This is a genomic window from Pseudoduganella flava (assembly GCF_007830495.1).
In the GTDB taxonomy this organism is placed as follows: domain Bacteria; phylum Pseudomonadota; class Gammaproteobacteria; order Burkholderiales; family Burkholderiaceae_D; genus Rugamonas; species Rugamonas flava.
On the sequence record NZ_VLKW01000002.1, the window covers coordinates 456,713 to 481,942 of the forward strand.

The 25,230-nt window shown below is 64.5% G+C and carries 22 protein-coding genes and 2 tRNA genes; 19 read left to right on the forward strand and 5 right to left on the reverse strand.

Features of this window, described 5'->3' with window-relative positions:
• Window positions 1–262 precede the first annotated feature (262 nt).
• Window positions 263–2,500, forward strand: coding sequence for a hybrid sensor histidine kinase/response regulator (locus tag IP92_RS06335; RefSeq protein WP_145873688.1), 2,238 nt, complete (start codon window positions 263–265; stop codon window positions 2,498–2,500).
• A gap of 44 nt (window positions 2,501–2,544) precedes the next feature.
• Here IP92_RS06335 and IP92_RS06340 read toward each other — a convergent pair whose 3' ends face one another.
• Window positions 2,545–3,342, reverse strand: coding sequence for a 3-hydroxybutyrate dehydrogenase (locus IP92_RS06340; protein WP_145873689.1), 798 nt, complete (start codon window positions 3,340–3,342; stop codon window positions 2,545–2,547).
• A gap of 172 nt (window positions 3,343–3,514) precedes the next feature.
• On the opposite strand from IP92_RS06340, the gene IP92_RS06345 reads away from it, so the two are divergent.
• The 4 genes from IP92_RS06345 (at window position 3,515) to IP92_RS30625 (ending at window position 7,377) form a co-directional block, all read left to right on the forward strand.
• Window positions 3,515–4,396 carry an alpha/beta fold hydrolase gene (locus IP92_RS06345; RefSeq protein ID WP_145873690.1) on the forward strand — a complete coding sequence of 294 codons (882 nt, stop codon included), beginning with the start codon at window positions 3,515–3,517 and terminating at the stop codon, window positions 4,394–4,396.
• Between the two features lie 17 nt (window positions 4,397–4,413).
• Window positions 4,414–4,764 (forward strand): RidA family protein, encoded by a 351-nt coding sequence (locus IP92_RS06350; RefSeq protein ID WP_145873691.1) that lies wholly within the window; start codon window positions 4,414–4,416, stop codon window positions 4,762–4,764.
• A gap of 72 nt (window positions 4,765–4,836) precedes the next feature.
• Window positions 4,837–7,080 carry a RelA/SpoT family protein gene (locus IP92_RS06355; protein WP_145873692.1) on the forward strand — a complete coding sequence of 748 codons (2,244 nt, stop codon included), beginning with the start codon at window positions 4,837–4,839 and terminating at the stop codon, window positions 7,078–7,080.
• Between the two features lie 171 nt (window positions 7,081–7,251).
• Entirely contained in the window at window positions 7,252–7,377 is a 126-nt protein-coding gene (locus tag IP92_RS30625; protein ID WP_260070626.1) for a hypothetical protein, read from the forward strand.
• Here IP92_RS30625 and IP92_RS06360 read toward each other — a convergent pair whose 3' ends face one another.
• Together IP92_RS06360 and IP92_RS06365 are read right to left on the reverse strand one after the other, a co-directional pair.
• A complete protein-coding gene (locus IP92_RS06360; protein ID WP_145873693.1) occupies window positions 7,378–8,304 on the reverse strand; it encodes a cation diffusion facilitator family transporter in 927 nt (308 codons plus the stop codon).
• Window positions 8,301–8,747, reverse strand: coding sequence for a cache domain-containing protein (locus IP92_RS06365; protein ID WP_145873694.1), 447 nt, complete (start codon window positions 8,745–8,747; stop codon window positions 8,301–8,303). The genes IP92_RS06360 and IP92_RS06365 overlap by 4 nt, the downstream gene beginning before the upstream one ends.
• Window positions 8,748–8,864: 117 nt before the next feature.
• Between IP92_RS06365 and IP92_RS06370 the strand changes: the two genes are divergently transcribed.
• The 12 genes from IP92_RS06370 (at window position 8,865) to IP92_RS06425 (ending at window position 20,069) form a co-directional block, all read left to right on the forward strand.
• Window positions 8,865–8,941, forward strand: a tRNA-Val gene (locus IP92_RS06370).
• A gap of 86 nt (window positions 8,942–9,027) precedes the next feature.
• Window positions 9,028–9,104: transfer RNA gene (locus tag IP92_RS06375), tRNA-Val, on the forward strand.
• Between the two features lie 244 nt (window positions 9,105–9,348).
• A complete protein-coding gene (gene thrS / locus IP92_RS06380) occupies window positions 9,349–11,256 on the forward strand; it encodes a threonine--tRNA ligase (RefSeq protein ID WP_145874058.1) in 1,908 nt (635 codons plus the stop codon).
• A 33-nt stretch (window positions 11,257–11,289) separates the two neighbouring features.
• Window positions 11,290–11,835 carry a translation initiation factor IF-3 gene (gene infC / locus IP92_RS06385; RefSeq protein ID WP_145873695.1) on the forward strand — a complete coding sequence of 182 codons (546 nt, stop codon included), beginning with the start codon at window positions 11,290–11,292 and terminating at the stop codon, window positions 11,833–11,835.
• 385 nt (window positions 11,836–12,220) lie between these two features.
• Complete coding sequence (gene rpmI, locus IP92_RS06390) at window positions 12,221–12,418, forward strand: 50S ribosomal protein L35 (protein ID WP_056156036.1); 198 nt, start codon at window positions 12,221–12,223, stop codon at window positions 12,416–12,418.
• A 24-nt stretch (window positions 12,419–12,442) separates the two neighbouring features.
• Entirely contained in the window at window positions 12,443–12,802 is a 360-nt protein-coding gene (gene rplT, locus IP92_RS06395; protein ID WP_145873696.1) for a 50S ribosomal protein L20, read from the forward strand.
• A gap of 108 nt (window positions 12,803–12,910) precedes the next feature.
• Entirely contained in the window at window positions 12,911–13,927 is a 1,017-nt protein-coding gene (gene pheS, locus IP92_RS06400; protein ID WP_145873697.1) for a phenylalanine--tRNA ligase subunit alpha, read from the forward strand.
• Between the two features lie 20 nt (window positions 13,928–13,947).
• Window positions 13,948–16,389, forward strand: a complete 2,442-nt coding sequence (gene pheT / locus IP92_RS06405; RefSeq protein WP_145873698.1) for a phenylalanine--tRNA ligase subunit beta — start codon at window positions 13,948–13,950, stop codon at window positions 16,387–16,389.
• A 349-nt stretch (window positions 16,390–16,738) separates the two neighbouring features.
• Window positions 16,739–17,086, forward strand: coding sequence for an integration host factor subunit alpha (locus IP92_RS06410; protein ID WP_145874059.1), 348 nt, complete (start codon window positions 16,739–16,741; stop codon window positions 17,084–17,086).
• A gap of 12 nt (window positions 17,087–17,098) precedes the next feature.
• Window positions 17,099–17,485, forward strand: a complete 387-nt coding sequence (locus IP92_RS06415) for a MerR family transcriptional regulator (protein WP_145873699.1) — start codon at window positions 17,099–17,101, stop codon at window positions 17,483–17,485.
• Window positions 17,486–17,663: 178 nt separating this feature from the next.
• Window positions 17,664–18,296 (forward strand): response regulator, encoded by a 633-nt coding sequence (locus IP92_RS06420; RefSeq protein WP_145873700.1) that lies wholly within the window; start codon window positions 17,664–17,666, stop codon window positions 18,294–18,296.
• Window positions 18,297–18,608: 312 nt separating this feature from the next.
• The gene (locus IP92_RS06425; protein WP_229418659.1) at window positions 18,609–20,069 is read left to right on the forward strand and encodes a CHASE3 domain-containing protein; all 1,461 of its coding nucleotides are present in this window, start codon (window positions 18,609–18,611) and stop codon (window positions 20,067–20,069) included.
• Here the strand turns inward: IP92_RS06425 and IP92_RS06430 are convergent.
• Together IP92_RS06430 and IP92_RS06435 are read right to left on the reverse strand one after the other, a co-directional pair.
• Window positions 19,966–20,754 carry a Crp/Fnr family transcriptional regulator gene (locus IP92_RS06430; RefSeq protein ID WP_145873702.1) on the reverse strand — a complete coding sequence of 263 codons (789 nt, stop codon included), beginning with the start codon at window positions 20,752–20,754 and terminating at the stop codon, window positions 19,966–19,968. The two genes, IP92_RS06425 and IP92_RS06430, sit on opposite strands and share 104 nt — an antisense overlap.
• Before the next feature lie 156 nt (window positions 20,755–20,910).
• Complete coding sequence (locus IP92_RS06435) at window positions 20,911–23,010, reverse strand: methyl-accepting chemotaxis protein (RefSeq protein ID WP_145873703.1); 2,100 nt, start codon at window positions 23,008–23,010, stop codon at window positions 20,911–20,913.
• 155 nt (window positions 23,011–23,165) lie between these two features.
• Between IP92_RS06435 and IP92_RS06440 the strand changes: the two genes are divergently transcribed.
• Window positions 23,166–23,828 carry a response regulator transcription factor gene (locus tag IP92_RS06440; RefSeq protein ID WP_145873704.1) on the forward strand — a complete coding sequence of 221 codons (663 nt, stop codon included), beginning with the start codon at window positions 23,166–23,168 and terminating at the stop codon, window positions 23,826–23,828.
• Window positions 23,821–25,143 (forward strand): sensor histidine kinase, encoded by a 1,323-nt coding sequence (locus tag IP92_RS06445; RefSeq protein ID WP_145873705.1) that lies wholly within the window; start codon window positions 23,821–23,823, stop codon window positions 25,141–25,143. Before IP92_RS06440 ends, IP92_RS06445 begins: the two co-directional genes overlap by 8 nt.
• Window positions 25,144–25,230 lie beyond the last annotated feature (87 nt).

The following is a 25,230-nucleotide window of genomic DNA, read 5'->3' on the forward strand; positions in this document are numbered from 1 at the left end:
GCACGGCGATCTCAGTTATCACCATTGTGATTATCCGCATTGTGGATGTCCCCATCAGGGATGGCCACAATGTGGTTTGTACTTATCGGTTGCGTGCATTGTCTTGTGCAATGCCGGGCCGACGCGAACAGCGGCCACTTGATGTTCGATAGCTACCGTGCGGGCTTTCCTGGAAGGCAACACTGCTACAATGCTCCGCCATGCATATGCAATCCGTTTCCGGGCGCGCGGCCCCGGGTCCGCACCCGTTGAAGAGGGCGATATGTCTACCAGCGTGAAAACGATACCCGATGCAAACGCAGCTGGGGCCGGCCACGTCGTGCGGTTTTACCAGGATGACGCCGTACTGATGGAGGAAGTGGCCGACTTCCTCGACCGCGGGCTGCGCGAAGGCGGGACCGCCATCGTCATCGCGACACCAGCGCATCTGTCCGCGCTGCGCCAGCAATTGATGGGCCTCGGCGCATTGCAAGGCCAGCGCGGCTGGTTCACGGGCGAGCTGGTCATGCTGGACGCGGCCGAGGTGCTGGCGCAGATCATCGTCGAGGGCTGGCCTGACGAGCAGCGCTTCGAGGCCGTGGTCGGGCAAGTGGTGCGCGGCGCGCTGGTGCGCGGAGGTCCCGTGCATGCGTTCGGCGAGATGGTCGCACTGCTTTGCGAGGAAGGCCGCTACGATGCCGCGGTGCGGCTTGAACAGTTGTGGAACGGGTTGGCGCAAAGCTGCCGCTTCGCGCTGTTCTGCGCGTACCCGTGGCGGTTGTTTCCGTCGGGCGAACACGCCAGGGCCTTCCAGCAGATCTGCGGCGAGCATGACCACGTTCATCCATCCGGGCCAGCCGGGGCGGCGGAGCGGCACGACGTGCAGCTGCGCGTTGGCGCACTGGAGCGGGAAAATCTCGCGCTGCGCGCCGAACTGGCGCGCGCCAGGGAAGCGGCCGACACGCTCCGGCACCGGGAGCGCGAGCTGGCCGATTTCGTCGAGAACGCCGCGGAGGGGCTGCACCGGGTCGGGCCGGATGGGACGATCCTGTGGGCGAACAAGGCGGAGCTGGCGCTGCTCGGCTATCGCTGGGAAGAGTATGTTGGCCACCATATCGGCAAGTTTCACGTCGATAGCGGCGTGATCGGCGACATCCTGGTCCGCCTGCAGGCGGGGCAGACGTTGTACGACGTGCCGGCGCGGTTGCGCTGCAGCGACGGCTCGATCAAGCACGTGGTCATCAATTCGAACGGCTGCTTCGAGAACGGGCGGCTGCGCTATACCCGCTGCTTCACGCGCGACGCCACCGAGCGCCACCTGCTCGAACAGGCGCATCGGGAGCGCGAGGCGCTGGTGGCGGAGCTTTCCCGTGCCAACAGTGCCAAGGACGAGTTCCTGGCGATGCTGGCGCATGAGTTGCGCAATCCTCTTGCGCCGATCGCGGCGGCGGCCCAGCTGTTGTCGCTCACGGCGGATGACGCCCAGCGCGTGCGCACGACCGCCGCGGTGATCACGCGGCAGGTCGGTCACATGACGGGCCTGATCGACGACCTGCTGGACGTCGCCAGGGTCACCCGCGGGCTGGTCGTCCTGGATAAGTGCGATGCGGACTTGCGGGACATCGTCCACGAAGCCGCCGAGCAGGTGATGCCCCATGTGCGGGCGCGTGGTCATCAGCTGACGATCGACCTGCCCGGCGAGATCGCGTCGATCAGTTGCGACCGCAAGCGCATCATCCAGGTGCTGGTCAACATCATCACCAATGCCAGCAAGTTCACGCCCGACGGCGGGCGGATCGCCGTAGCGGTCCAGCTCCACGCCGGCGTGGTGGAATTGATCGTCACGGACAATGGCATCGGCATGGATGCCGAACTGGTGACGCGCGTGTTCGACCTCTTTGTGCAGGGCCAGCGTACGCTCGACCGCACCCAGGGCGGGCTGGGCATCGGCCTGGCCCTGGCGCGCAGCCTGGTGGAATCCCACGGTGGCGCGATCTCCGCCCACAGCGACGGCCATGGCAAGGGAAGCCGATTCGTCGTGCGCTTGCCGCGCATGGACAACGAGGCCGATGCGCGGCCGTCGCCGCCAGTGGACGCGGTGCCCGCCCGTCACGCCACTGCGCTGCGGGTACTGGTCGTCGATGACAACCGCGACGCGGCCGACGCGCTGGCCGGCTTGCTGTCGGCAATGGGCTATGACGCCAACGCGTTATACAGCAGCGTCGCGGCGCTGGAGGCCGCGGCCATCGCGCCGCCGCACGTGTTCCTGCTCGATATCGGCCTGCCCGATATCGATGGCATTTCGCTGGCGGGCCGCTTGCGCGCGATGCCTTCGGCTGCGCGCGCCGTGCTGGTCGCCGTGACGGGATACGGCCAGCAGCGCGACCGGGACGTGACGCGCACCGCCGGGTTCGAGCACCATCTGGTGAAACCGGTCGACACGGCCGCATTGGCGGCCATCCTGAACGCCGCCGCTGCCGCCGTCACGCCAGGCGGCGGTGCCCCCGAGGCCCCGGCGTAATCGCATTCTCCACGCGCAGGGCCGCGGCACCGTGTTCGACGCGGCTACTGAGCCACCCAGCCGCCGTCGACGTTCCACGCGGCGCCGCGCACCTCATTGGCCGCTGCGCTGCACAGGAACACGGCGAGGCCGCCCAGCTGCTCGGGCGTGACGAAGTCGCCGGACGGCTGCTTGTCCGCCAGCAGTGCGTGCTTGGCCGCGTCGTTCGACAGGCCGTCCTTCGCCGCGCGGTCATCGACCTGTTTCTGCACCAGCGGCGTCAGCACGAAGCCCGGGCAAATCGCATTCACAGTGACGCCGGTGCGCGCCGTCTCCAGCGCCGTCACCTTCGTCAGGCCTACGAGGCCGTGCTTGGCGGCGACGTAGGCGGACTTGCCGGCGGAGCCGACGAGGCCGTGCGCCGAGGCGAGGTTGATGATGCGGCCCCAGTTCTTCCGCTTCATCGCGGGCAGCGCCAGGCGCGTCGTGTGGAACGCGGACGTCAGGTTGATGGCGATGATCGCATCCCATTTCTCGACGGGGAATTCGTCGACGTTGGCGACGTACTGGATGCCCGCATTGTTGACGAGGACGTCAACGCCGCCGAATTGTTCGGTGGCGAACGCCATCATCGCTTCGATCTCGGCCGGCTTGCTCATGTCGGCATTGTGGTGCACGGTGCGCACGCCGAATTCCTTCGCGGTTTCTTCCTGCAAGCGTGCGATGTCGGCGGCGTCGCCGAAGCCGTTGAACACGATGTTCGCGCCTTGCGCGGCCAGCGCGCAGGCGATGCCGAGACCGATGCCGGACGTCGATCCCGTCACCAGTGCCGTTTTCCCGGACAGCGAAAGTGGATTGCTCATGGTTTGCTCCATAGGTTGAGGCGGTCGAGGCGGCATTCGTTGCCTGCGCCGCCGCGGTTGCCGGGTTGCCGATCTGCTGCGTTACACTTGCCGCCGACGTTCGCCGCAGCGGTGAGTGGTAACGCAGGGTAGAATGTAGCCCAAAAACCAATACCCGGCAGGAGGAGCTACGATGGTCGAGGCGGTAATCAGGTCGGTGCAATGCATCTCGCCCGCGGGATTGCACCGGATGGCCTACAAGGAATGGGGAGATCCGGCCAACCCGGACGTGCTGGTGTGCGTGCATGGCGTGACGCGCGTGTCGGACGATTTCGACAACCTGGCGCGCGCGCTGGCGCACCGCTATCGGGTCGTGTGCCCGGACGTGGTCGGCCGCGGCCGCTCCGGCCGGCTGCGCAATCCCGAGCTGTACCGCATTCCGCAGTACGTCAGCGACATGGTCACGTTGCTGGCGCGCGTGCTGCCGCCGGAGGACGGCCACAAGGTGTCCTGGTTCGGCACGTCGATGGGTGGCCTGATCGGCATGGGCCTCGCGTCGCTGCCCGACAGCCCGATCGGCAAGCTGGTGTTGAACGACATCGGCCCCGTGCTCGATCCGGCCGCGCTGCGCCGCATCGGCGACTACATCGGCCAGGACGTGCGCTTTGCCACGTTCGAAGAAGGCGCACGTTTCGTGCGCGACGTGTCGGCGTCGTTCGGCCCGCATTCGGACGAGGAATGGAACAAGATGGCCCGCGACGTGCTGCGCCAGGACGCCGACGGCACCTGGGCGCGCCACTATGACCTGAACCTTGCGCTGCCGTTCCGCGCCGCGACGCCGGAATCGGTGGCCGCCGACGAACACCTGCTGTGGGCCGCCTACGATGCGATCCGCTGCCCGACGCTGGTCGTGCGCGGCGCAGAGTCGGACCTGCTGTCGCATGCGACGGCGCAGGCGATGACACAACGGGGGCCGCGCGCCCGGCTCGTCGAAATCCCCGGCGTCGGCCATGCGCCAACGTTCCTGCACGACGACCAGATCGCGATCGCCGAAGATTTTTTGTTGAACCCGTAGAAGAGAAAAGAGAAGAGATGGAAATCAAACGACTGCACGTAGGCAAGCGCCTGTCCGAAGTGGCGATCCATAACAGCACCGTGTACCTGGCCGGCCAGATCGCGGAAGACACGAGCGCCGACATCGGCGGCCAGACCCGCGAGGTGCTGGCCCATATCGACCGGCTGCTGGGCGAGGCGGGCAGCGACAAGAGCTGCATCCTGTCGGCCCAGATCTTCATCGCCGACATGGCGCTGTTCCCGGCGATGAACGAAGTGTGGGATACCTGGGTCGCCCAGGGCCACACGCCACCGCGTGCCACCGTCGAGGCGAAGCTGGCGAACCCGGCGTGCCTGGTGGAGATCGTCGTCGTCGCCGCCCAGCGTTAACGGGCCCCGGTGACAAGGGAAGCCGTCGCGAACGGCTTCCTGTCTTTTCAGAAGCAAGTAGTAGAGGTATCCATGGTTTCCATCGCGGCGCTGAACAGCGCAACGTCCGATCAGCTGGTGCAGGGGTTATCGCAGGAAGACGGCGCGCGGGTGCTAGCCGCGCTTGATTTCGCCGGCGACGCCTATGCCGGCAAGAATGCCAGCAGCGGCCAGCCTGCGTTCGATTTCGCCGTCGGTGTCGCCGGCACGCTGGCGCTGCTGCGCACCGACGCGGCCACCCGCATCGCCGGCCTGCTGTTCGAGCTGTGCCTGCTCGATCCCACGCAGGGCATCGCGATCGAACCGAAATTCGGCAAGGAAGTGGCGGACCTCGTCACCGGCGTGCACCAGCTTATCCGGCTGCGCGAGCTGACGCAGAATTCGCCCGCCGCCACGCGCGGCAAGAACGCCGCCCAGCAGGCCGTCGCGCAGATGGAAACGCTGCGCAAGATGCTGCTGGCGATGGCATCCGACATGCGGGTGGTGCTGGTGCGCCTGGCGTCGTGCTGCAGCACGCTGCGCTGGTTCGCCGACCAGAAGCTGTTCAACGAGATGACGCGCGCCTATGGCCGCGAAACGCTCGACCTGTATGCGCCGCTGGCCAACCGGCTCGGTATCTGGCAGGTCAAGTGGGAGCTGGAAGACCTGTCGTTCCGCTTCATCGAGCCGGAGAACTACAAGCGCATCGCCAAGATGCTGGAAGAGAAGCGCATCATGCGCGAGAGCTTCGTCACGCAGTCGATCGAGCGGCTGCAGTCGGAGCTGGCCGCGGCGGGCATCAAGGCCGAAGTGTTCGGCCGGCCGAAGCACATCTACAGCATCTGGAACAAGATGCGCGGCAAGGAGCTGGACTTCACGGAACTGTACGACGTGCGCGCGTTCCGCGTGATCGTCGACGACGTGAAGACGTGCTACACGGTGCTGGGCGTCGTGCACAACATCTGGACGCCGATCCCGAAGGAATTCGACGACTACATCTCGCGCCCGAAGCCGAACGGCTACCAGTCGCTGCACACGGTGGTGACGGCGGACGACGGCCGCCCTCTGGAAGTGCAGATCCGCACGCACGAGATGCACAGCTTCGCCGAATACGGCGTGGCCGCGCACTGGCGCTACAAGGAAGCGGGCAATTCGAGTTTCGAAGGCCAGAAGTACGACGAGAAGATCGCCTGGCTGCGCCAGCTGCTGGCGTGGAAGACCGACGTGGCCGGTGCCGTCGTCGGCCAGGAAGACATCCAGCGCGAATGGGTCGAGAAGCTGAAGGAAGCGACGCTGGACGACCGCATCTTCGTGCTGACGCCGCAGGCGCGCGTGCTCGAACTGCCGGTCGGCGCGACGCCGATCGATTTCGCCTACCACCTGCACAGCGACGTGGGTCACCGCTGCCGCGGCGCGCGCGTGGACGGCGTGATGGTGCCACTGAATACGCCGCTCAAGAGCGGCCAGACCTGCGAGATCATCACCGCGAAGGGCGCACCCGGCACGGCCGGCCCGTCGCGCGACTGGCTGAGCCCCGGCTACGCCGTCAGCAACCGCACCCGTGCCAAGGTGCGTGCATGGTTCCATGCGATCGACATGCAGGAGACCCTGTCGCACGGCCGCTCGCTGGTGGAAAAATCGCTGCAGCGCGAGGGCAAGACGGCCGTCAACCTGGAAGCGCTGGCGCAGAAGCTGGGCTTCGCGAAGGTCGACGACCTGTTCCTCGCGGTCGGCAAGGACGAATTCTCGCTGCGGCACGTCGAGCAGGCACTGCACGACAACGCCGAGCCGGCGCCGCCGCAGGACGAGGTGGTGCTGAACAAGAGCCGCGCGTCGTCGACGGAGCAGGGCGCAAAGTCGGGCGTGCTGGTCGTCGGAACGGAAGGCTTGATGACGCAACTGGCGAAGTGCTGCAAGCCGGCGCCGCCGGACCCGATCGTCGGCTTCGTCACGCGCGGCAAGGGCGTGTCGATCCACCGCCTGTCGTGCAAGAACTTTGCCGAGATGCGCGCCAAGGCGCCGGAGCGGGTGATCGTCACCGAGTGGGGCAATGCGCGCGGCGACACGGTGTACCCTGTCGACCTCTTCGTGCTGGCCGGCGACCGCCAGGGTCTGCTGCGCGACATCTCCGAAGTCTTCTCGCGCGAGAAGATCAACGTGATCGGCGTGAACACGCAGAGCGCGAAAGGGCAGGCGCGCATGACGTTCACCGCCGAAATCGGCTCGACGGCCCAGCTGCACAAGGCGCTGGCGGCGATCTCGGAAGTGTCCGGCGTGATGGAAGCGCGGCGCGCTTAAAAATCCGCGGTGTAAAGCTCGCGTGCCGCACTGCATGCGTTCAAACCAACGGCGTAAAGCTGGGGTCAGACCCGCCGGGTCTGACCCCGGAATGTGCCTGTGGTTTTGCCGTCACTTGGGAAGATGGGAACAGACCCCATTTTCGCAGCAACTTATTCTTGAAGGGCCCGGATGCTTGCCGATCTGCTGCTGAACATTGCCGGCCCGCTGGCGGCCAAGCGTTATCGTCTGGTCCGTGCGGGCATCTGGCTGGCGCTGGCTGTCGGCGTGGCGTGGCTGGCGTACGCCGCCGCGTAATCAGTCGTGGTCGGGCGGGCGCCCTTGACGGCCCGCCACTTCGGCCTGCAACGTGACGTGATCGATGCCGTGCTGCTCGCGCAGCATCGCGCGGATCGCCTTCAACGTCTTCGGCCACGCCGACAGGTCGTGCACCTCGACGTGGCCGGTCAGCGCCGGCTCGCCCGGCGACATGTCCCACACGTGCAGGTCGTGCACGGAAGCGACGCCTTCCACCGCTTCGAGGTCGGCGCCGACCTGCTGGTAATCGATGTGCGCCGGCACGCCTTCCATCAGGTGGTGGCCGGACTCGCGCAGGATGCCGAACGTGGACTTCAACAGCAGCAGCGACACGACCAGCGACAGCAGCGGGTCGATCTGCATCCAGCCCGTGTAGTAGATCACGAGGCCCGCTGCCAGCGCGGCGACGGAGCCGAGCATGTCGCCCAGCACGTGCACGAGCGCGGCGCGGGTGTTCATGCTGTCGCGGTCCTTCGACAATACCCACGCCACCAGCACGTTGACGAGCAGGCCGACGAAGGCAACGCCGGCCACCGCGCCGCCCTGCACGGGCTCCGGCGCGGCGAAGCGGTGCACGGCTTCGAACACGATCCAGCCGACCACGGCCAGCATGACGAGGCCGTTGACGAATGCGGCCAGCGCCTCGGCCCGGCCGAAGCCGAACGAATAACGCGACGAAGGAGGGCGCTTGGCGATCAGCTGGGCGAACAGCGCGAGGCCCAGCGACGCGGCGTCCGTCACCATGTGGCCGGCGTCGGAAATCAGCGCGAGCGAATTGGACAGGAAGCCGGCCACCACTTCAACGCCGGCAAACAGGATCGTCAGGCCCAGCGCCCACGCCAGGATTGCCAGGCTGCGGTCGGCGCGCTGGTGGCGGTATTTCGCATCGCCCTTCAGGTGGGCGTGCAGGCGGCTCGGTGCGTTCATTTGAAGGCTCCGCAGGCGATGACGTAGGGGCCGGCAAGCCGGGCCCACGTCGACTTCACACGCAGCTGGCGCGAGCGCGGATGGACGCGGGTGTAGTCGACAGGCCCCGTTTCGCCGCGCTGGGCGCGCGCGACGATTTCGCGGACGTAGAACTGATCGTCGGCGTCACGCCAGTCCCATGCATTGCGCCCGACGAGGTGCGGCAGGGCGCCGTGCGCCACGATGCGGCCGCGCTGCGTATACACGGTCACGTACAGGTCGCGGTAATGGAAGGCGCCGTTCGGATTGTTGATTTCGGCGAGCGCGCGCTCGGGGCCCAGGTCGCGCATCAGCGCGGCGGCCCGGTCGACCAGCGCGCGCGCTTCCGCGGCCGTGCCGTCGTCCCACGCTTGCGCGCCATGGCACAGCAGGCCGAGAAGCAGGGTGATGAAAAGTCGTTTCATAGATGGGTGTTCAATGCGGGGCCCAATATAGCATGCGCAGCCGTGCCGGGCTCTCGAGGGGGAATTTCATTCTGGCCCTTGTCATCCTGCCTGCGCGTCTCTATAATGCTCGGCATTGGGCGGTTAGTTCAGCTGGTTAGAATACTTGGTCGACATCCAAGGGGTCGGGGATTCGAATTCCTCACCGCCCACCAGAACATGGCAGTACATCTAGCAGTAGATGAAGCAATACCTGAAGTGGTGGCATCCTCGTGATGCCGCAGCTTCAAGCAGTGACAACGGGCGGTTAGTTCAGCTGGTTAGAATACTTGGTCGACATCCAAGGGGTCGGGGATTCGAATTCCTCACCGCCCACCAGACACCCGAGCAGCAATCCTCGCGATTGCGCTCAACCATGTAAGAGCGAGAAAGGCATCCACGGTTATGACACCGCGAACTACCACCGCTGGTTTTACTCAGTGACGCTGGTCGTTCGGCTTTCTTTCGCTTTGCACTTCTGAAGAAAACGCGGCTGGTCCGCGTTTTTTTTCGTCCCGATTTTCCCCCATACTCGTTGTTGTATTCGTTGAATTAAGCGGCCTCGTGCCGATTGGAGATCATGATGGTTTCAGTCCGACTTCCCGATGGTTCCGTGCGCCAGTTCGACGCGCCCGTCACGGTGGCCCAGGTGGCCTCCAACATCAGCACCAGCCTGGCCAAGGCCGCGCTGGCCGGCAAGGTCGACGGCAAGGTCGTCGACACGTCGTTCCTGATCGAGCAGGATGCCGACGTTGCCATCGTCACGGACAAGGACCCCGAGGGCCTGGACGTGATCCGTCACTCGACCGCCCACCTGCTGGCCTACGCCGTCAAGGAACTGTTCCCCGAAGCGCAGGTGACGATCGGCCCGGTCATCGAAAACGGCTTCTATTACGACTTCTCGTACAAGCGCCCGTTCACGCCGGAAGACCTGGCGGCGATCGAGAAGAAGATGGCCGAGCTGGCCAAGAAGGACGAGCCCGTCACCCGCAAGGTGCTGCCGCGCGACGAGGCCGTGGCGTACTTCAAATCGATCGGCGAAAACTACAAGGCCGAGATCATCGCATCGATCCCCGCCAATGAAGACGTGTCGCTGTACAGCGAAGGCAAGTTCACCGACCTGTGCCGCGGCCCGCACGTGCCGTCGACCGGCAAGCTGAAGGTGTTCAAGCTGATGAAGCTGGCAGGCGCGTACTGGCGCGGCGACTCGAAGAACGAGATGTTGCAGCGCGTGTACGGCACCGCCTGGGCCAAGAAGGAAGAGCAGGAGCAGTACCTGCACATGCTGGAGGAAGCGGAAAAGCGCGACCACCGCAAACTGGGCAAGCAACTGGACTTCTTCCACTTCCAGGACGAAGCGCCGGGCCTCGTGTTCTGGCACCCGAAAGGCTGGGCGATCTGGCAGCAGGTCGAGCAGTACATGCGCAAGAAATACCAGGACAACGGCTACCAGGAAGTGAAGGCACCGCAGATCCTGGATGCGAGCCTGTGGGGCAAGACCGGCCACTGGGACAACTACCGCGAGAACATGTTCGTCACGGAGTCGGAAAACCGCACCTATGCGCTGAAGCCGATGAACTGCCCGGGCCACGTGCAGATCTTCAACTCGGACCTGCGTTCGTACCGCGACCTGCCGCTGCGCTACGGCGAGTTCGGCCAGTGCCACCGCAACGAACCGTCCGGCGCGCTGCACGGCATCATGCGCGTGCGCGGTTTCACGCAGGATGACGGCCACATCTTCTGCACCCATGCCCACATCGAGCCGGAAGTGGTGGCGTTCCACCAGCAGGCGATGGAGGTATACAAGGACTTCCAGTTCGATAACATCGAAGTGAAGCTGGCGCTGCGTCCGGACAACCGGATCGGCACGGATGAAATCTGGAACGACGCCGAAGAGGCGCTGCGCCAGGGCCTGCGCGCCTGCGGCGTGACCTGGACGGAGCTGCCGGGCGAGGGCGCGTTCTACGGTCCGAAGATCGAATACCACCTGAAGGATTCGCTGGGCCGCCCATGGCAGGTCGGCACGATGCAGGTCGACTTCTTCATGCCAGAGCGCCTCGGCGCCCAGTATGTCGCCGAAGACAATACGAAGAAGACCCCGGTGATGCTGCACCGTGCGATCGTCGGTTCGCTGGAGCGCTTCATCGGCATCCTGATCGAGAACTTCGCCGGCGCGCTGCCGATGTGGCTGGCGCCGGTGCAAGTTGCCATCCTGAACATCTCGGATGGCCAGGCACAATATGCGACGGAACTGGCCGCAAAGCTGCGCCAGCTGGGCTTCCGCGTCACGGCTGATTTGCGCAACGAGAAGATCACGTATAAAATACGTGAACATTCCGTTCAAAAATTGCCATACATCCTCGTTATCGGGGACAAGGAACGGGATGCCAATACTGTGGCCGTGCGTGCGCGGGGCAATGTCGATCTGGGTGTAATGTCCATCGATGCCCTGGTTGAGCGACTCCAGCAGGACGTCGCCAACAAAGCCTGACGGAAGGGAGATCCTCCGTAACCGGCCATCTCAATATATTTCTTAAAGGAAACTGCAATAGCTACTGACAAGTCGCATCGCATCAATGGCGAAATCACGGCACCGGAAATGCGCCTGACCGGCGTCAACAATGAGCCGCTGGGCATCGTGAGCCTGGCCGAAGCCTTCCGCCTGGCGGAAGAAGCGAACGTTGACCTGGTGGAAATCGCGCCGACCGCGGTTCCGCCGGTCTGCCGTCTGATGGACTACGGCAAGTTCAAGTATTCGGAGCAGAAGAAGGCGCACGAAGCCAAATTGAAGCAGAAAGTCATCTCCGTGAAGGAAGTGAAATTCCGTCCCGGTACTGACGAAGGCGACTATGCGATCAAGCTGCGCAACCTGATCAAGTTCCTGGAGGATGGTGACAAGACCAAGATCACCCTCCGCTTCCGCGGCCGTGAAATGGCCCACCAGGACATCGGTATGCGCATGCTGGAGCGCCTGAAAGCCGACCTGGAGCCGCATGGCAACGTCGAGCAGTTCCCCAAAATGGAGGGCCGCCAAATGATCATGGTCATGGCCCCGAAGAAGAAAAAGTAAGCGTCGCTAAACCCGCAAAGCGGGCGCATTTCGGGTCCACCGTGCTCATCGTACTGAAGTACGATTCCGCGCGCTGGGCCCGAACTACATCCCGCTGTGCGGGTTTTCCGAGGCTTCCTTCGACTATGCCTCGAACGTCGTTGCAGGGCGCTGAAAGTGCGCTATAATTGCCGGCTGACGATCCGCAGGGGTCTGTCCCCGCATGGGGACTGACCCCGGTTTTTTAGCGTATCAGTCGAGCAAGAATTTGCCGCGCCCAAGCGCGGCAAAATGTAGTGGCCCCGCTGCCGCTGCATCAACAAGTGAAAGCAGGCACCCAAGCGCGACGTGTTGTTGCCACCTGCAATCCTGTTACTTTGGAGCTGCCCGCGAGGGCAGATGTGTTATGCCAAAAATGAAAACCAAAAGCTCCGCGAAGAAGCGTTTTCGCGTGCGTCCGGGTGGTACCGTCAAGTCGGGTATGGCGTTCAAGCGTCACATCCTGACCAAGAAGACCACCAAAAACAAGCGTCAACTGCGTGGCACCCGTAACATCGATGCGACCGACGTCCAGCGCGTCTACGCAATGATGCCGTCCGCCTAATCTCACACTCACCAAGGAGCTACTATGCCTCGAGTAAAACGTGGGGTTACCGCGCGTGCCCGTCATAAAAAAGTACTGAACCTGGCCAAGGGTTACCGCGGTCGTCGCAGCAAGGTTTACCGTATTGCCAAGCAAGCAGTGATGCGCGCTGGCCAGTACGCCTACCGCGACCGTCGTAACAAGAAGCGCGTCTTCCGCGCCCTGTGGATCACCCGTATCAACGCGGCTTCCCGCGAGCACGGCCTGACCTACAGCGTCTTCATGAATGGCCTGAAGAAAGCCGCTATCGAACTGGACCGTAAAGTCCTGGCCGATATGGCTGTGGCGGACAAGCCGGCGTTTGCCGCGATTGTCAACGCCGTCAAAGCAAAGATCGCTGCTTAATTTCAGCGGATCGATGTTGCGCACCGCGGCCGCCGCGGTGCGAAGAGCGGGGCAGGGGATAACGACCTATGCCCCGTTTTTAATTTCCAGCATAGGAAAACCAGTCGGATGAATTCCCTCGAACAGATCATTTCCGCGGCGCAGGCTGATTTCGTCGCCGCCCCGGACGCTGCCGCACTTGAAAACGCCAAAGCCAAATACCTCGGCAAGACTGGCCAGATTACGGAACTGATGAAGGGCCTGGGCAAGCTCGCGCCCGAGGAGAAAAAAGAACAGGGTGCGCTGATCAACGCCGCCAAGCAGCAGATCGAAGCCGCGCTGACCGCGCGCCGTGATGCGCTGGCCGACGCGCAACTGCAGCAGCGCCTCTCCGCCGAAGCGATCGACGTCACGCTGCCCGGCCGCGGCCGCGCTCCCGGTGGCCTGCACCCGGTGATGCGCACGTGGGAGCGGGTGGAAGCGATCTTCCGCTCGATCGGCTTCGACGTGGCCGCCGGCCCCGAAATCGAAACCGACTGGACCAACTTCACCGCGCTGAACAGCCCGGAAAACCATCCCGCCCGGTCGATGCAGGACACGTTCTACATCGAAGGCAACGACAGCACCGGCAAGCCGCTGCTGCTGCGCACGCACACGAGCCCGATGCAGGTGCGCTACGCGCGCAGCCACCAGCCGCCGATCAAGGTGATCGCGCCGGGCCGCACGTACCGCGTCGACAGCGACGCCACGCACTCGCCGATGTTCCACCAGGTCGAGGGCCTGTGGATCGCCGAGAACATCAGCTTTGCGGACCTGAAGGGCGTGTACCTGAACTTCGTGAAGGCCTTCTTCGAGACGGACGACCTGCAGGTGCGCTTCCGGCCGTCGTACTTCCCCTTCACGGAACCTTCCGCCGAGATCGACATCGCGTTCGGCTCCGGCCCGCTGAAAGGCCGCTGGCTGGAAGTGTCGGGCTCGGGCCAGGTGCACCCGACCGTCGTGCGCAACTTCGGCCTCGACCCGGAAAAATACATCGGCTTCGCGTTCGGCTCCGGCCTCGAGCGCCTGACGATGCTGCGCTATGGCGTCAACGACCTGCGCCTGTTCTATGAAGGCGACCTGCGCTTCCTGAAACAATTCAACTAAGAATAATTCGAAGGCTGATTATGCAATTCTCCGAAAACTGGCTCCGCACGATGGTCGATCCGAAGATGAATTCGGATGAGCTGTCCCACCTGTTGACGATGTCCGGCCTCGAAGTGGAGGAAGTGGAACCCGTGGCGCCGCCGTTCACCCACGTCGTCGTGGGCCACGTGCGCGAAGTGCAGAAGCATCCGAACGCCGACCGCCTGAACGTGTGCCAGGTCGACGTGGGCACTGGTACGTTGCTGAACATTGTGTGCGGGGCGCCGAACGTGCGCGAGGGCCTGAAAGTGGCATGCGCGATGGCCGGTGCCGTGCTGCCGCCGGGCGCCGACGGCAAGCCGTTCGAGATCAAAGTGGGCAAGCTGCGCGGCGTCGAATCGCAGGGCATGCTGTGCTCGGCACGCGAGCTGAAGCTGTCCGAAGAGCACAGCGGCCTGCTGGAATTGCCGGACGACGCGCCGGTGGGCACGAACTTCCGCGACTACTACGCGCTGAACGACCTGAAGTTCACGATCAAGCTGACGCCGAACAAGGCCGATTGCCTGTCCGTGCTGGGTGTCGCGCGCGAAGTGGCCGCGCTGACGGGTTCGCCGCTGCAGGCGCCGCAGAGCAAACCCGCGGCCGTCAACATCGACGAAAAACTGCCGGTGAAAGTGTCGGCGCCGGACCTGTGCGGGCGCTTTGCCGGCCGCGTCATCCGCAACCTGAACGCCAAGGCCGCCACACCGGACTGGATGAAGCAGCGCCTCGAGCGCAGCGGCCAGCGCTCGCTGTCGGCCCTCGTCGACATCTCGAACTACGTGATGCTGGAGCTGGGCCGTCCCTCGCACGTGTTCGACCTGGACAAGATCCATGGCGGCCTCGACGTACGTTGGGGCAAGCCGGGCGAAACGCTGAAGCTGCTGAACGGGAACACTGTCGCGGTGGACGGCTGGGTCGGCGTGATCGCCGACGACAAGGAACTGGAATCGCTGGCCGGCATCATGGGCGGCGATGCGACGGCCGTGTCGCTGGACACGACCAATGTGTACCTGGAAGCGGCGTTCTGGTGGCCGGACGCGATCCAGGGCCGGGCCCGCAAGTACAACTTCTCGACCGATGCGGCGCACCGCTTCGAGCGCGGCGTGGACTACGCGACGATCCCCGAGCACATCGAGCGCATCACCGCGCTGATCCTCGAGATCTGCGGCACGCCTGAGACGCAAGTGGGCCCGGTCGACGACCAGATCGTCAACCTGCCGCAGCGCCAGCCCGTGACGATGCGCACGGCGCGCGCCCAGAAGGTGATCGGCGTGCCGCTGAAGGACGAGGTCGTTGCCGACATCTTCAAGCGCCTGGCGCTGCCGTTCACGCTGGAGGTGGACGAGAAGGTCGGCGGCGTGTTCAGCGTGACGGCGCCGAGCTACCGCTTCGACATCGAGATCGAGGAAGACCTGATCGAGGAAGTGGCGCGCGTGTACGGCTTCGAGAACATCCCGGCCAAGCCGCCGGTGGCCGAGAACACGATGCGTATCGCGCCGGAAAACACCCGCTCGATCTTCGCCGTGCGCCACCAGCTGGCCGACCTGGGCTACCAGGAAGTCGTCAACATGAGCTTTGTCGAAGCCCAGTGGGAGCTGGACTTCAACGGCAATGCCGAGCCGATCAAGCTGCAGAACCCGATCGCCAGCCAGCTGTCCGTGATGCGTTCGTCGCTGATCGGCAGCCTTGTTGCCAACGTGCGCTACAACGTCAACCGCAAGGCGCCGCGCGTGCGCGTGTTCGAGGTTGGCGCCGTGTACAAGCGCGATGCGCAGGTGACGGACGGCCCACTGACGGTGGCCGGCTACGACCAGCCGCAACGCGTGGGCGCGATCGCCTACGGCCCGCAGGCGGACGAGCAGTGGGGCTTGCCGACGCGCGACGTCGACTTCTTCGACGTCAAGGCCGACCTGGAAGCGCTGTTTGCGCCGGCAACGCTGCGCTTTGCCAAGCTGGAGCACCCGGCGCTGCACCCGGGCCGCGCCGCATCGGTCGAGCTGGACGGCAAGGTCATCGGCTTCGTCGGTGAGTTGCACCCGCGCTGGTTGCAGAAATACGACCTGCCGAAAGCGCCGGTGGTGTTCGAGGTGGATGCTGTTGCGCTTCAGCAACGGGACGTGCCCGCGTACGCGGAAATCTCCAAGTTCCCGGGCACGACGCGCGACCTGGCGCTGGTCGTCAAGCACGACGTGGCAGCCCAGCAGCTGCTCGACGCTTTCGCCGGCGCGGTGCAGGCCAGCGAGCATGGGCGCATCGTGCAAGCCATTGTTTTGTTTGATGAATATCGCGGCAAAGGGTTGGAGGCTGACGAAAAATCGCTTGCTTTCCGCTTTAGCTTGCAAGATACTCAAACAACCCTGCAGGACGAAATCGTCGATGCGCTGATGGGCTCGCTGGCAGATGCAGCCACGCAGAAACTCGGCGCCAAAGTCCGGAAGTAACGCGGCCGGCAAGGTGAGTCCACCCGTGCGCGGGCGGCGGCGCGGGAACTGCCCGCGCTTGCCGGGGCTTAGTGGTCAATTCACTGGTCATGATTCACTGGGTCATGGTTCACTGGATCATGGTCCCGCCGGGTTGTTGCCGGTAACTTAGGCAGGGCTTAAGCGCGGCAGTAAAGCGGGTGTAACACTTCCGTGCACCGCAGCATTCATTCAAAATAGTCAACATTCAGTTCACCAAGCGAGTCCGGCCGTGCCGGACTCACGTTCTTTGTAAAGGCAGGGCAGCAAAATTAACAACAACGACACCGCGGTATTGCAATCTGCGCTGGATGCCGAGTTGCACAGCGCCATGCAGGTTGCCAAGGTACGCAAGGAAGCTGAAAAGAACTTGCCCACGCTGACGAAGGCCGAACTGGCGGAACTGCTGTTCGAACAGGTCGGCTTGAACAAGCGCGAGGCAAAGGATATGGTCGAGACCTTCTTCGACGAGATCCGCAACGCGCTCGAGCGTGGCGAGGCGGTCAAGTTGTCCGGTTTCGGCAATTTCCAGCTGCGCGACAAGCCGCAGCGGCCGGGCCGCAACCCGAAGACGGGCGAAGAGATTCCCATCACGGCGCGCCGCGTCGTGACCTTCCATGCCAGCCAGAAGCTGAAGGGCATGGTGGAAGAGAGTGCCGCGCTGGCACGCGCAGCCTGATAAAGGGTCGGCATGAACGATCGCATCAGCAAGACCGAACTGGTCAGCTTGCCGCCGATTCCGGCCAAGCGGTATTTCACGATCGGCGAGGTCAGCGAGCTGTGCGGCGTGAAGCCGCACGTTTTACGTTATTGGGAACAGGAATTCACACAGCTGAAGCCCGTCAAGCGGCGCGGCAACCGCCGCTACTATCAGCATCACGAAGTACTGTTGATCCGCCGGATCCGGGAGCTGCTGTACGAGCAGGGCTTCACGATCAGTGGCGCACGCAATAAGCTGGACAGTCGTGGCAACGACCCGCAGGAAGCGTATGATAACGATACGCCGCCGGCGCCACCGCCACTGGACCGGGAAATGATCCGCAACGAACTGTTGGCGATACTTGGTTTGTTGAAATAAGTGCAACGTCTGCCGATGTCTCGAACTCTTTAATTTCACAACGTCGCCGTCACATGTAGGCGCGACAACGGGTTAGAACGTTAAATGATTGGTGTTACAATATCAACGTTATAATTTTGTTAGTGAATTCGAAAACGCTCGGCGAGCTTCCCAAGCTAGGGATATACGAGGGAAAACAATGATACGCGTTGCCATTTGTGACGATCATCAGATAGTACGAGCAGGCTTCAAGCAGATCTTTTCGCAATCGGAAGAATTTTCCGTTGTCGCGGAAGGCAGTACCGGCCGCGAAGCGCTGGACATCGCCCGTCGCGAGATTTGCGACGTCCTGTTGCTGGACATCGCGATGCCGGATCAGAGCGGCATCGACACGTTGCGCACGATCCGCCAGGGCCAGCCCGATCTGCCGGTGCTGATCCTGTCAGGCTATCCGGCCCAGCAGTACGCGCTCAATCTGTTCAAGATGGGCGCGAACGGTTACCTGAACAAGGAATGCGAGGCGGACGAGTTGATCACGGCCGTCCGCACCGTGTACCAGGGCCGCCGGTATGTCAGCTCGCAGGTCGGCGAACTGCTGGCGCAGAGCTTCGACCGCGACCCGAACACGGCGCTGCACACGGAACTGTCCGACCGCGAATTCCAGGTGTTCCTGCGCCTGGCGCGGGGCGCCACGGTGTCCGATATCGGCACGGCGCTGTCGCTCAGCATCAAGACGGTGAGCACGTACCGCACCCGCATCATGGAAAAGATGGGGCTGCAATCGAACAGCGACCTCACGTACTACGCGATGAAGAACAACCTGCTGGACTGACCGGCAGCTTCGAAGGACTTCCCGCACCGCCGGACCCGGCGGGCCCGTCCAGCACGGTGCCCGGCGCGTCCGGCGGTGTTTTTTGGGAGACCGCCGTCGTCGGGACTGGCAGTTTCGACATTTTGGTAAGCATATGTTACGAGAGCGTTGTTCTGTCGGGAAATAGTGCTCTCAGGTAGGATTTCCCCGAAGCATTGACGCAACAGCCGGGCTATAATGGCCTGCCCGCCCCGCGTCAGCGAAGGATGCTTCAGGATGTACTTCACAGTGAAAGCAGCACCGCAACACCGGCTGCCTCTCTACAAGACCGTATTGTGCGTTACGTGCGCACTGATCCTCATCGTCAACGGTCTGTTTCTCTTTCATAATCTCGAGGCGCTGAAGCGCGCCAACGCGCAGGTGCTGCAAAGCTCGCGCGTGGCCGAACGCCTGCAATACCTCGACGTGCTCGTGCAGGATGCCGAAAGCAGCATGCGCGGCTATTTCATCTCCGGCAACGAGGTGTACCTGGGGCCCACCAGGACGGTATCGGCCGAGACGGAGGCGGAATTCCGCCAGCTCGAAAAGCTGTTGGCCGACAATCCCGCGCAACTGAAGAACCTGAGCCAGCTGAACGTGCTGGTCCGCCGCAAGCTGGCGATGCTGGGCCAGACGGTCGACGTCTACAACCATGGCGGCCTGGACGAGATCGTCAACATTTCGCGCTACGCGGACGAACGCAACGGCATGGACGAGATCCGCCTGCAGACCGTGATCATGATCCAGGAGCAGAACGAAACGCTGGCCGCCCGCAGTGCCCGCTTCTACGACGAATACCACAAGGCGCTCGTGCTGGGCATGGGCATCAATGGCGTGGCGATCCTCGTCCTCGTGATGTTCTACCAGCTGGTGCGGCGCAGCTTCGTCAACCAGGCCGCCGTCGAGCACAAGCTGCAGCAATCGAACGAGAACTTGGAAGAAATGGTGGCGCAGCGGACGGAACAGCTGTCCGTGCTGTCACGCCACCTGATCAGCATCAGCGAAGAAGAGAAGGTCAGGCTGTCGCGCGAGCTGCACGACGAGATGGGCGCGAACCTGACGTCCATCGGCATGGACATCGGCGCCGTGATGCAGCAGCTGAAGGAGACGCATCCGGAACTGGCGGCGCAACTGAAGCGCGCCCGCGGCACCTTGGTGGACACGGTGGAACTGAAGCGCCGGATCGTCGAGAACCTGCGCCCGAGCCTGTTGGACAACCTGGGCCTGTGCGCGGCGATCGACAGCTACACGGAAGACTTCGCGCGCATGACGAAACTGCCGTGCGAGACGGAGATCGGGCCGGAAGTCGACGCGATTGCACGCGAGGGCGACGCCAGCCTGTCGATCGCGCTGTTCCGCATCGTGCAGGAATCGCTGACCAATATCCGCAAGTATGCGCAGGCGTCGCGCGTGTCCGTCACGTTGAAGCGCACGCATGAAGGGCTGGTGCTGCGGATCATCGACGACGGTATCGGCATCGCGGCCAATACGCTCGCGAAGCCGATGTCGCACGGGATCCTGGGGATGCGCGAACGGGCGCTGCTGCTGGGCGGCTCGCTGACGATCCGGCGCGGCCGCAACGACAAGGGCACGTGTATCGAAGTGCGGATTCCGCTGAAGGACGCCGCCGTTCAGGCGGCGCCGCAGCCGCTCAGCATCCCGCTACGTCAACGAGCAGACGATCATATTCCGTCTTCGCCACCTTATAGCACTCACCCGCATAGCGTTCCAGACCCTCACGATCTAGCACAGTGATGTTGCCGCGGCGGTAGGTGATCAGGCCGTCTTCCTGCAGCTTGCCGGCAGCGGCCGTGATGCTTTCGCGACGCACGCCGAGCATGATGGAAATCATTTCCTGCGTGACCTTCAGCTCGTTCGATGGCGAGCGATCCAGCCGGTCCAGCAGCCAGCGGCACAGCTTCTGTTCGATCGAGCTGTGGCGGCCGCCGACGGCGTTCTGCGCCATCTGCGCGAACAGCGCCGTGTTGTAGCGCATCAGCAGCTGGGGCAGGGCGCCGCCCTGGTTGAACGCGTCGCGCAGCGCCTGCGCCTTCAGGCGGTAGCCGTAGCCCGGGCTCTGCACGACAGCCGTGCACATCGCGCGTTCGCCGGGGAACATCGAGACGCCGACGACGCCCTCATGGCCCACGACGGCGATTTCCGTCGTCGCGCCGTCCTCCATCACGTACAGCAGCGAGATGATGGCGGTGGTGGGGAAATATACGTTCTCGAGCTTGCTGCCATATTCAAACAGCTCCTTGCCGAACGGGAGCTGCACGAGCTCCAGGTGTTCGAACAGCGATTCGAGTACATGGCGAGGCAGCGCCGCCAGCAGTTCGTTCTGCTGCGTACCGCTGTAGCTGACAACCGGCCGGGTTTCCCGCACGCTGAAGGGAGGCAGCGGGGACTTTTCGGAAACGCCAAGTTGAGTGTTGTTCATTTTATCCTCACAAGCTTAAGTACAGGGGGACGCGCCGGCGCTTATGTTTGTAAGGACTGCAATGCCGATCGCGTTGGTAGTACTTTAAGTTCCTATGTAGGTTACGAACATAAGACCTGTTTCCGACCTGCTGTAGGCTCGTAAGATGGTAATTTGTCAGCGCACTCCTACCGATTCTTGCTTTTGTCTAGCATGCCGTGTTTTTGTCTGGCGCACGATAGGCGCTAACGCCTGCTTTGGAGGGGCCTTTTCTCTGCCGCCATGACTGCCTGCAAGACCGGCGCTATTTTCGGGGCTATCCGTGCGGCAGCGAACATTGCATCCTGCAACTGCCGTACCGGACAGCCTGAAACGGCTCAGTGCACTGTTCAGTGAGGCCGATTCGGCCTGGATGCGGCTTGCTCCTACAGAGGCTTGAACTGTGAGCCCGGCATTACGGCGGTTCATTTCGTCGATCTGCGACAGCGCCTCGTCCAGCGCTGCGATTTCGCCCCGCTGGCCCGCCTCGGCCGTGCCGATCCGCGCGATGATGTCCGCCATCTGGCGTACCGAGGCGACCACCTGTTCCATCGTGTTGCCGGCGGTGTCCGCGAGAGCGCTGCCCGCTTCGACGTTCGTGACGGCGTCGCCGATCAGCTTCTTGATCTCCAGCGCGGCGGCGGCCGAACGCTGGGCCAGGCTGCGCACCTCGCCGGCAACGACGGCAAACCCGCGCCCCTGCTCGCCCGCCCGCGCCGCTTCGACGGCTGCGTTCAGCGCGAGGATATTGGTCTGGAACGCGATGCCGTCGATGACGCCGATGATGTCGGCGATCCGATGGGCGCTGGCATGGATCGCGCCCATCTTGCCGACGACGGCTGCCACGCTGGCGCCGCCTTCGTGCGCAACCGCGCTGGCTTCCTGTGCCAATGCCGCGCCTTGCTGCACGTGCCGGCCGTTGTGCTGCACAGCACCCGTCAGCTGGTGCATCGCCGTCACCGTCACGGACAGGGCCTGGGCCTGCGTGCCCGTCTGCGCGGACAGGTCGGCGCTGCCGCCCGCCAGCTCGTCCGCCGTGGCCGCCATCCGCAGCGCGCTGCCGCGCACGTCGGCCACCAGGGCCTCGAGCGTCACGAGCATCGCGCCGAACGCATTGGCCAGCGCCCCCGTCTCGTCGCGGGCAGGCGAGGTGACTCGCACGCTGAGGTCGCCACCGGCGGCGGCCCGGACGGCGGCATTCAGCTGGCCGATATCGCGCGCGAACGAACGGTAGAACCCGGCCAGCAGCCAGCCGGCCAATGCGATCGCGATGCAGACGATGGCCAGGACCAGGTCGCGCCGTAACGCGTCGCGCGCGGCACGCTCGGCCAGCAGGCTGTCGAGCACGCCGGCCGACGCGCTCCGCAGTGCGTAGAGCCCGTCGACGGCGGCCAGGCCGGCTTTCATGAAGGCCGGACCCGACGTCTGGTTGAACGAGTTGGTGACTTCGTCCCGTGTGCGGTCCATGAATGCGACGGCGGCCGGCACCGCTGCTGCGGGTCCGCCCAGTGCGGCCTGCGCGGGCGGATAGGCGGCGTAGATGGCGGCATAGCGGTCCGGCACGCCTTCGAGCGCATGGCGCGCCAGCATGGCTTTCGCGTTCAGTTGCGCATCCTCGTTGCCCGCCCATAGGCCCGTATCGATGAAGGCACCGCCCTGGCCGGCGATCGCGGCCAGGCTGTCGACGATTTCCGGGAACGTGGTCAACGCGGCAGCGGCGAGATGATGGGTGCGCACTTCGGGGTCGAGGCTCAGGCGCGACGTGTCGGCGACTGTGCGGGCCAGCCGGGTACCTGCCGCGACGACGGCGTCGTGCAGGGCGAGGCTGGCTTTCGCATCCGCCGCCGGCTGGCGCAGCGCCGCGGCATGCTTGCGCAGTGTCGCGAAGCCGTCCAGGTTCGCCAGCTCGCCCATGTCGCGTTGCCAGGTGTCGAGAGTTTCCAGGCTGCGGTTCAGCTGGTCAGTCAACGCCTTCGCGTCGGTGGGCTGGCGGGCGGTCAGGCGCAGGTGTTCGAACGCGCGGCGGTGCTGGGTCAGGCGGATGATGTCGTTCAGGCGGCCCAGGTAGGCGAGGCCGTCGCGCTCCAGTCTCGTTTGCGCGACGGAGCGGTGCAGTTCCGTCATCAGCAGGCCTGTCGCCAGCAGCAGCGGCAGCAGCAGGACGAGGGAGATGAGCAGGAATTTGGGGAGCAGGCGCAGGCGCTGCATCAGGGAGATGGCAGGGCGGAGGAGGGGCATTTTGTCTGGATGGAAATTAATGTTCCTTTCGAATAATGACTGAGCAATATGACGGGGCAATGACTGGATGTGCGGTCAATAATGCTGTTGCGCTTATGGCGCCGGGCAAGACCTTGCGTGATAATCGGCCTTCGCAACCAGCTTCACGCAGCCCCATGCACATCCTCCTTGTAGAAGACGACACAGTCCTGGCCGACGGCCTGTCCCGCCTGTTGGAAAACAGCGGGATGACGGTGACCGTGCTGCGTGACGGCACCGCTGCCGATGCCGCGTTGCAGGGGCCTGTTTCGGCGGACGTGCTGGTGCTCGACATCGGCTTGCCGGGCCTGGACGGCTTCGAAGTGGTGCGGCGTTTGCGCGCGCGCGGCAGTGCCTTGCCGGTGCTGCTGTTGACGGCGCGCGACGCCGTCGAGGACCGCGTGCGCGGGCTGGAACTGGGCGCGGACGATTACTTGGTCAAGCCGTTCGCGGCGCCCGAGCTGGTGGCGCGCGTGCGGGCGCTGGCGCGGCGGCATCAGCGTCCCGCCGTGCTGTCCGCCGGCACCTTGGTGCTCGACGCCGCGACGCGGCGCGCCACCGTCGCGGGCAAGGCGATCGACCTGTCCGTGCGCGAATGGGCCGTGCTCGAGTACCTGTTGCTGCATGGCTCGCGGGTCGTGTCGAAGCAGCAGATCATCGATGCGATCGTGCCGTATGGCGAGGATGTCACGCCGAATGCCGTGGAGGTCTACATCTCCCGCGTGCGGCAGAAGACGGCGGACGCCGGCATCCACATCCGCACCATTCGCGGCTTCGGCTATATGCTGGAACATGCCTAGCATCCGCGTGCGGCTGCTGCAGTGGCTGATCGGGCCGATCCTGCTCGTCAACCTGGCCGGCGGCGCGCTGACCTATGCGCTCGCCTGGCTGCCTGCCCAGCAAGCCTTCGACCAGGGCTTGCTGGATGCGGCCGGCGCGCTGGCCGCGCGGCTCGCCGGCCAGGGTCCCGGTCTGCACCTCGACCTGCCGCCGCAGGCGCAGCAGGTGCTCCGCAGCGATCCGGCCGACGCCGTCTACTTCGCCGTGCGCGGGCCCGATGGCCGCTTGCTGGCCGGCGATCCGGACTTTCCCACGCCAGCGCCGCGCGAGCAGGCGTTCGATGCCGCGATGCGGGACGAACCCGTGCGGATGGTGTTGCTGCGCCGGGGCGAGGCGACGGTCGGTGTCGCGAAGACGCTGCGCCAGCGGAAGGAAGCGCGCGCGGCGATCGTCCGCGCGCTGGTTCTGCTGGAAGCGTTGTTCACGGCGCTGTCCATTGGCCTGATCTGGTACTCCGTCAGCAACGGCTTGCGGCCGTTGCACCGGCTGCGCGCGGCGTTGAAGGCGCGTGCCGCGGACGACCTGTCGCCGGTGCCCACCTCCGCCGTGCCCGATGAGCTGGAGCCCGTTGTCGTCGCGCTGAACGGTTTGCTGGAGCGGGCCGGCGCGGATGCGAGCGCCCGGCAGAACTTCCTGGCCGACATGGCCCACCAGCTGCGCACGCCCCTTGCCGGGTTGCGCGTCCAGCTCGACGTGCTGGCAGGGCGGCATGCCGACCCGGACTCCGCGCGGGCGCTGGAGATGATGCGGGCTGCCAGCGAACGGATGACGCGCCAGGTCAACCAGCTGCTGGCGCTGGCCCGCGCCGAACCGTCACGCTTCGAACGCACCCGGCTCGAGCCGCTGGCGCTGGATGGTTTGCTGGCCGAGACGATCCGGCACTTCGTCGAGCAGGCCGCGCGCAAGGATATCGACCTGGGCTTCGAGCTGGCACCGACGACGGTGCGGGGCGACCGCTTCCTGCTGCGCGATCTCGTCGACAACCTGGTCGACAACGCGCTGCGCTACACGCCCGCCGGCGGCACCGTCACCGTCGCCTGCCGGCAGGACGGCGACGCCGGCGTGTTCACCGTCGAGGACTCCGGCCCCGGCATTCCCCCCGCGCGCCGGCAGGCCGTGTTCAGTCGCTTCGTGCGCCTCGACGGCCAGGAAGAGGGCAGCGGCCTGGGCCTGGCGATCGTGCGCGACATCGCCGCCGCGCATGGCGCGACCGTCATGATCGGCACGGCCGCGGGCGGCCAGGGGGCACTCTTCACGGTACGCTTCCCCCGCTGACGCTGCGTTTCCGCAACAGACAGCGCGCTGTCAGGAATTTGTCAGCCTTTCCTCAGGGAAATGACAGCTTCGGGCGATAGAATTGCC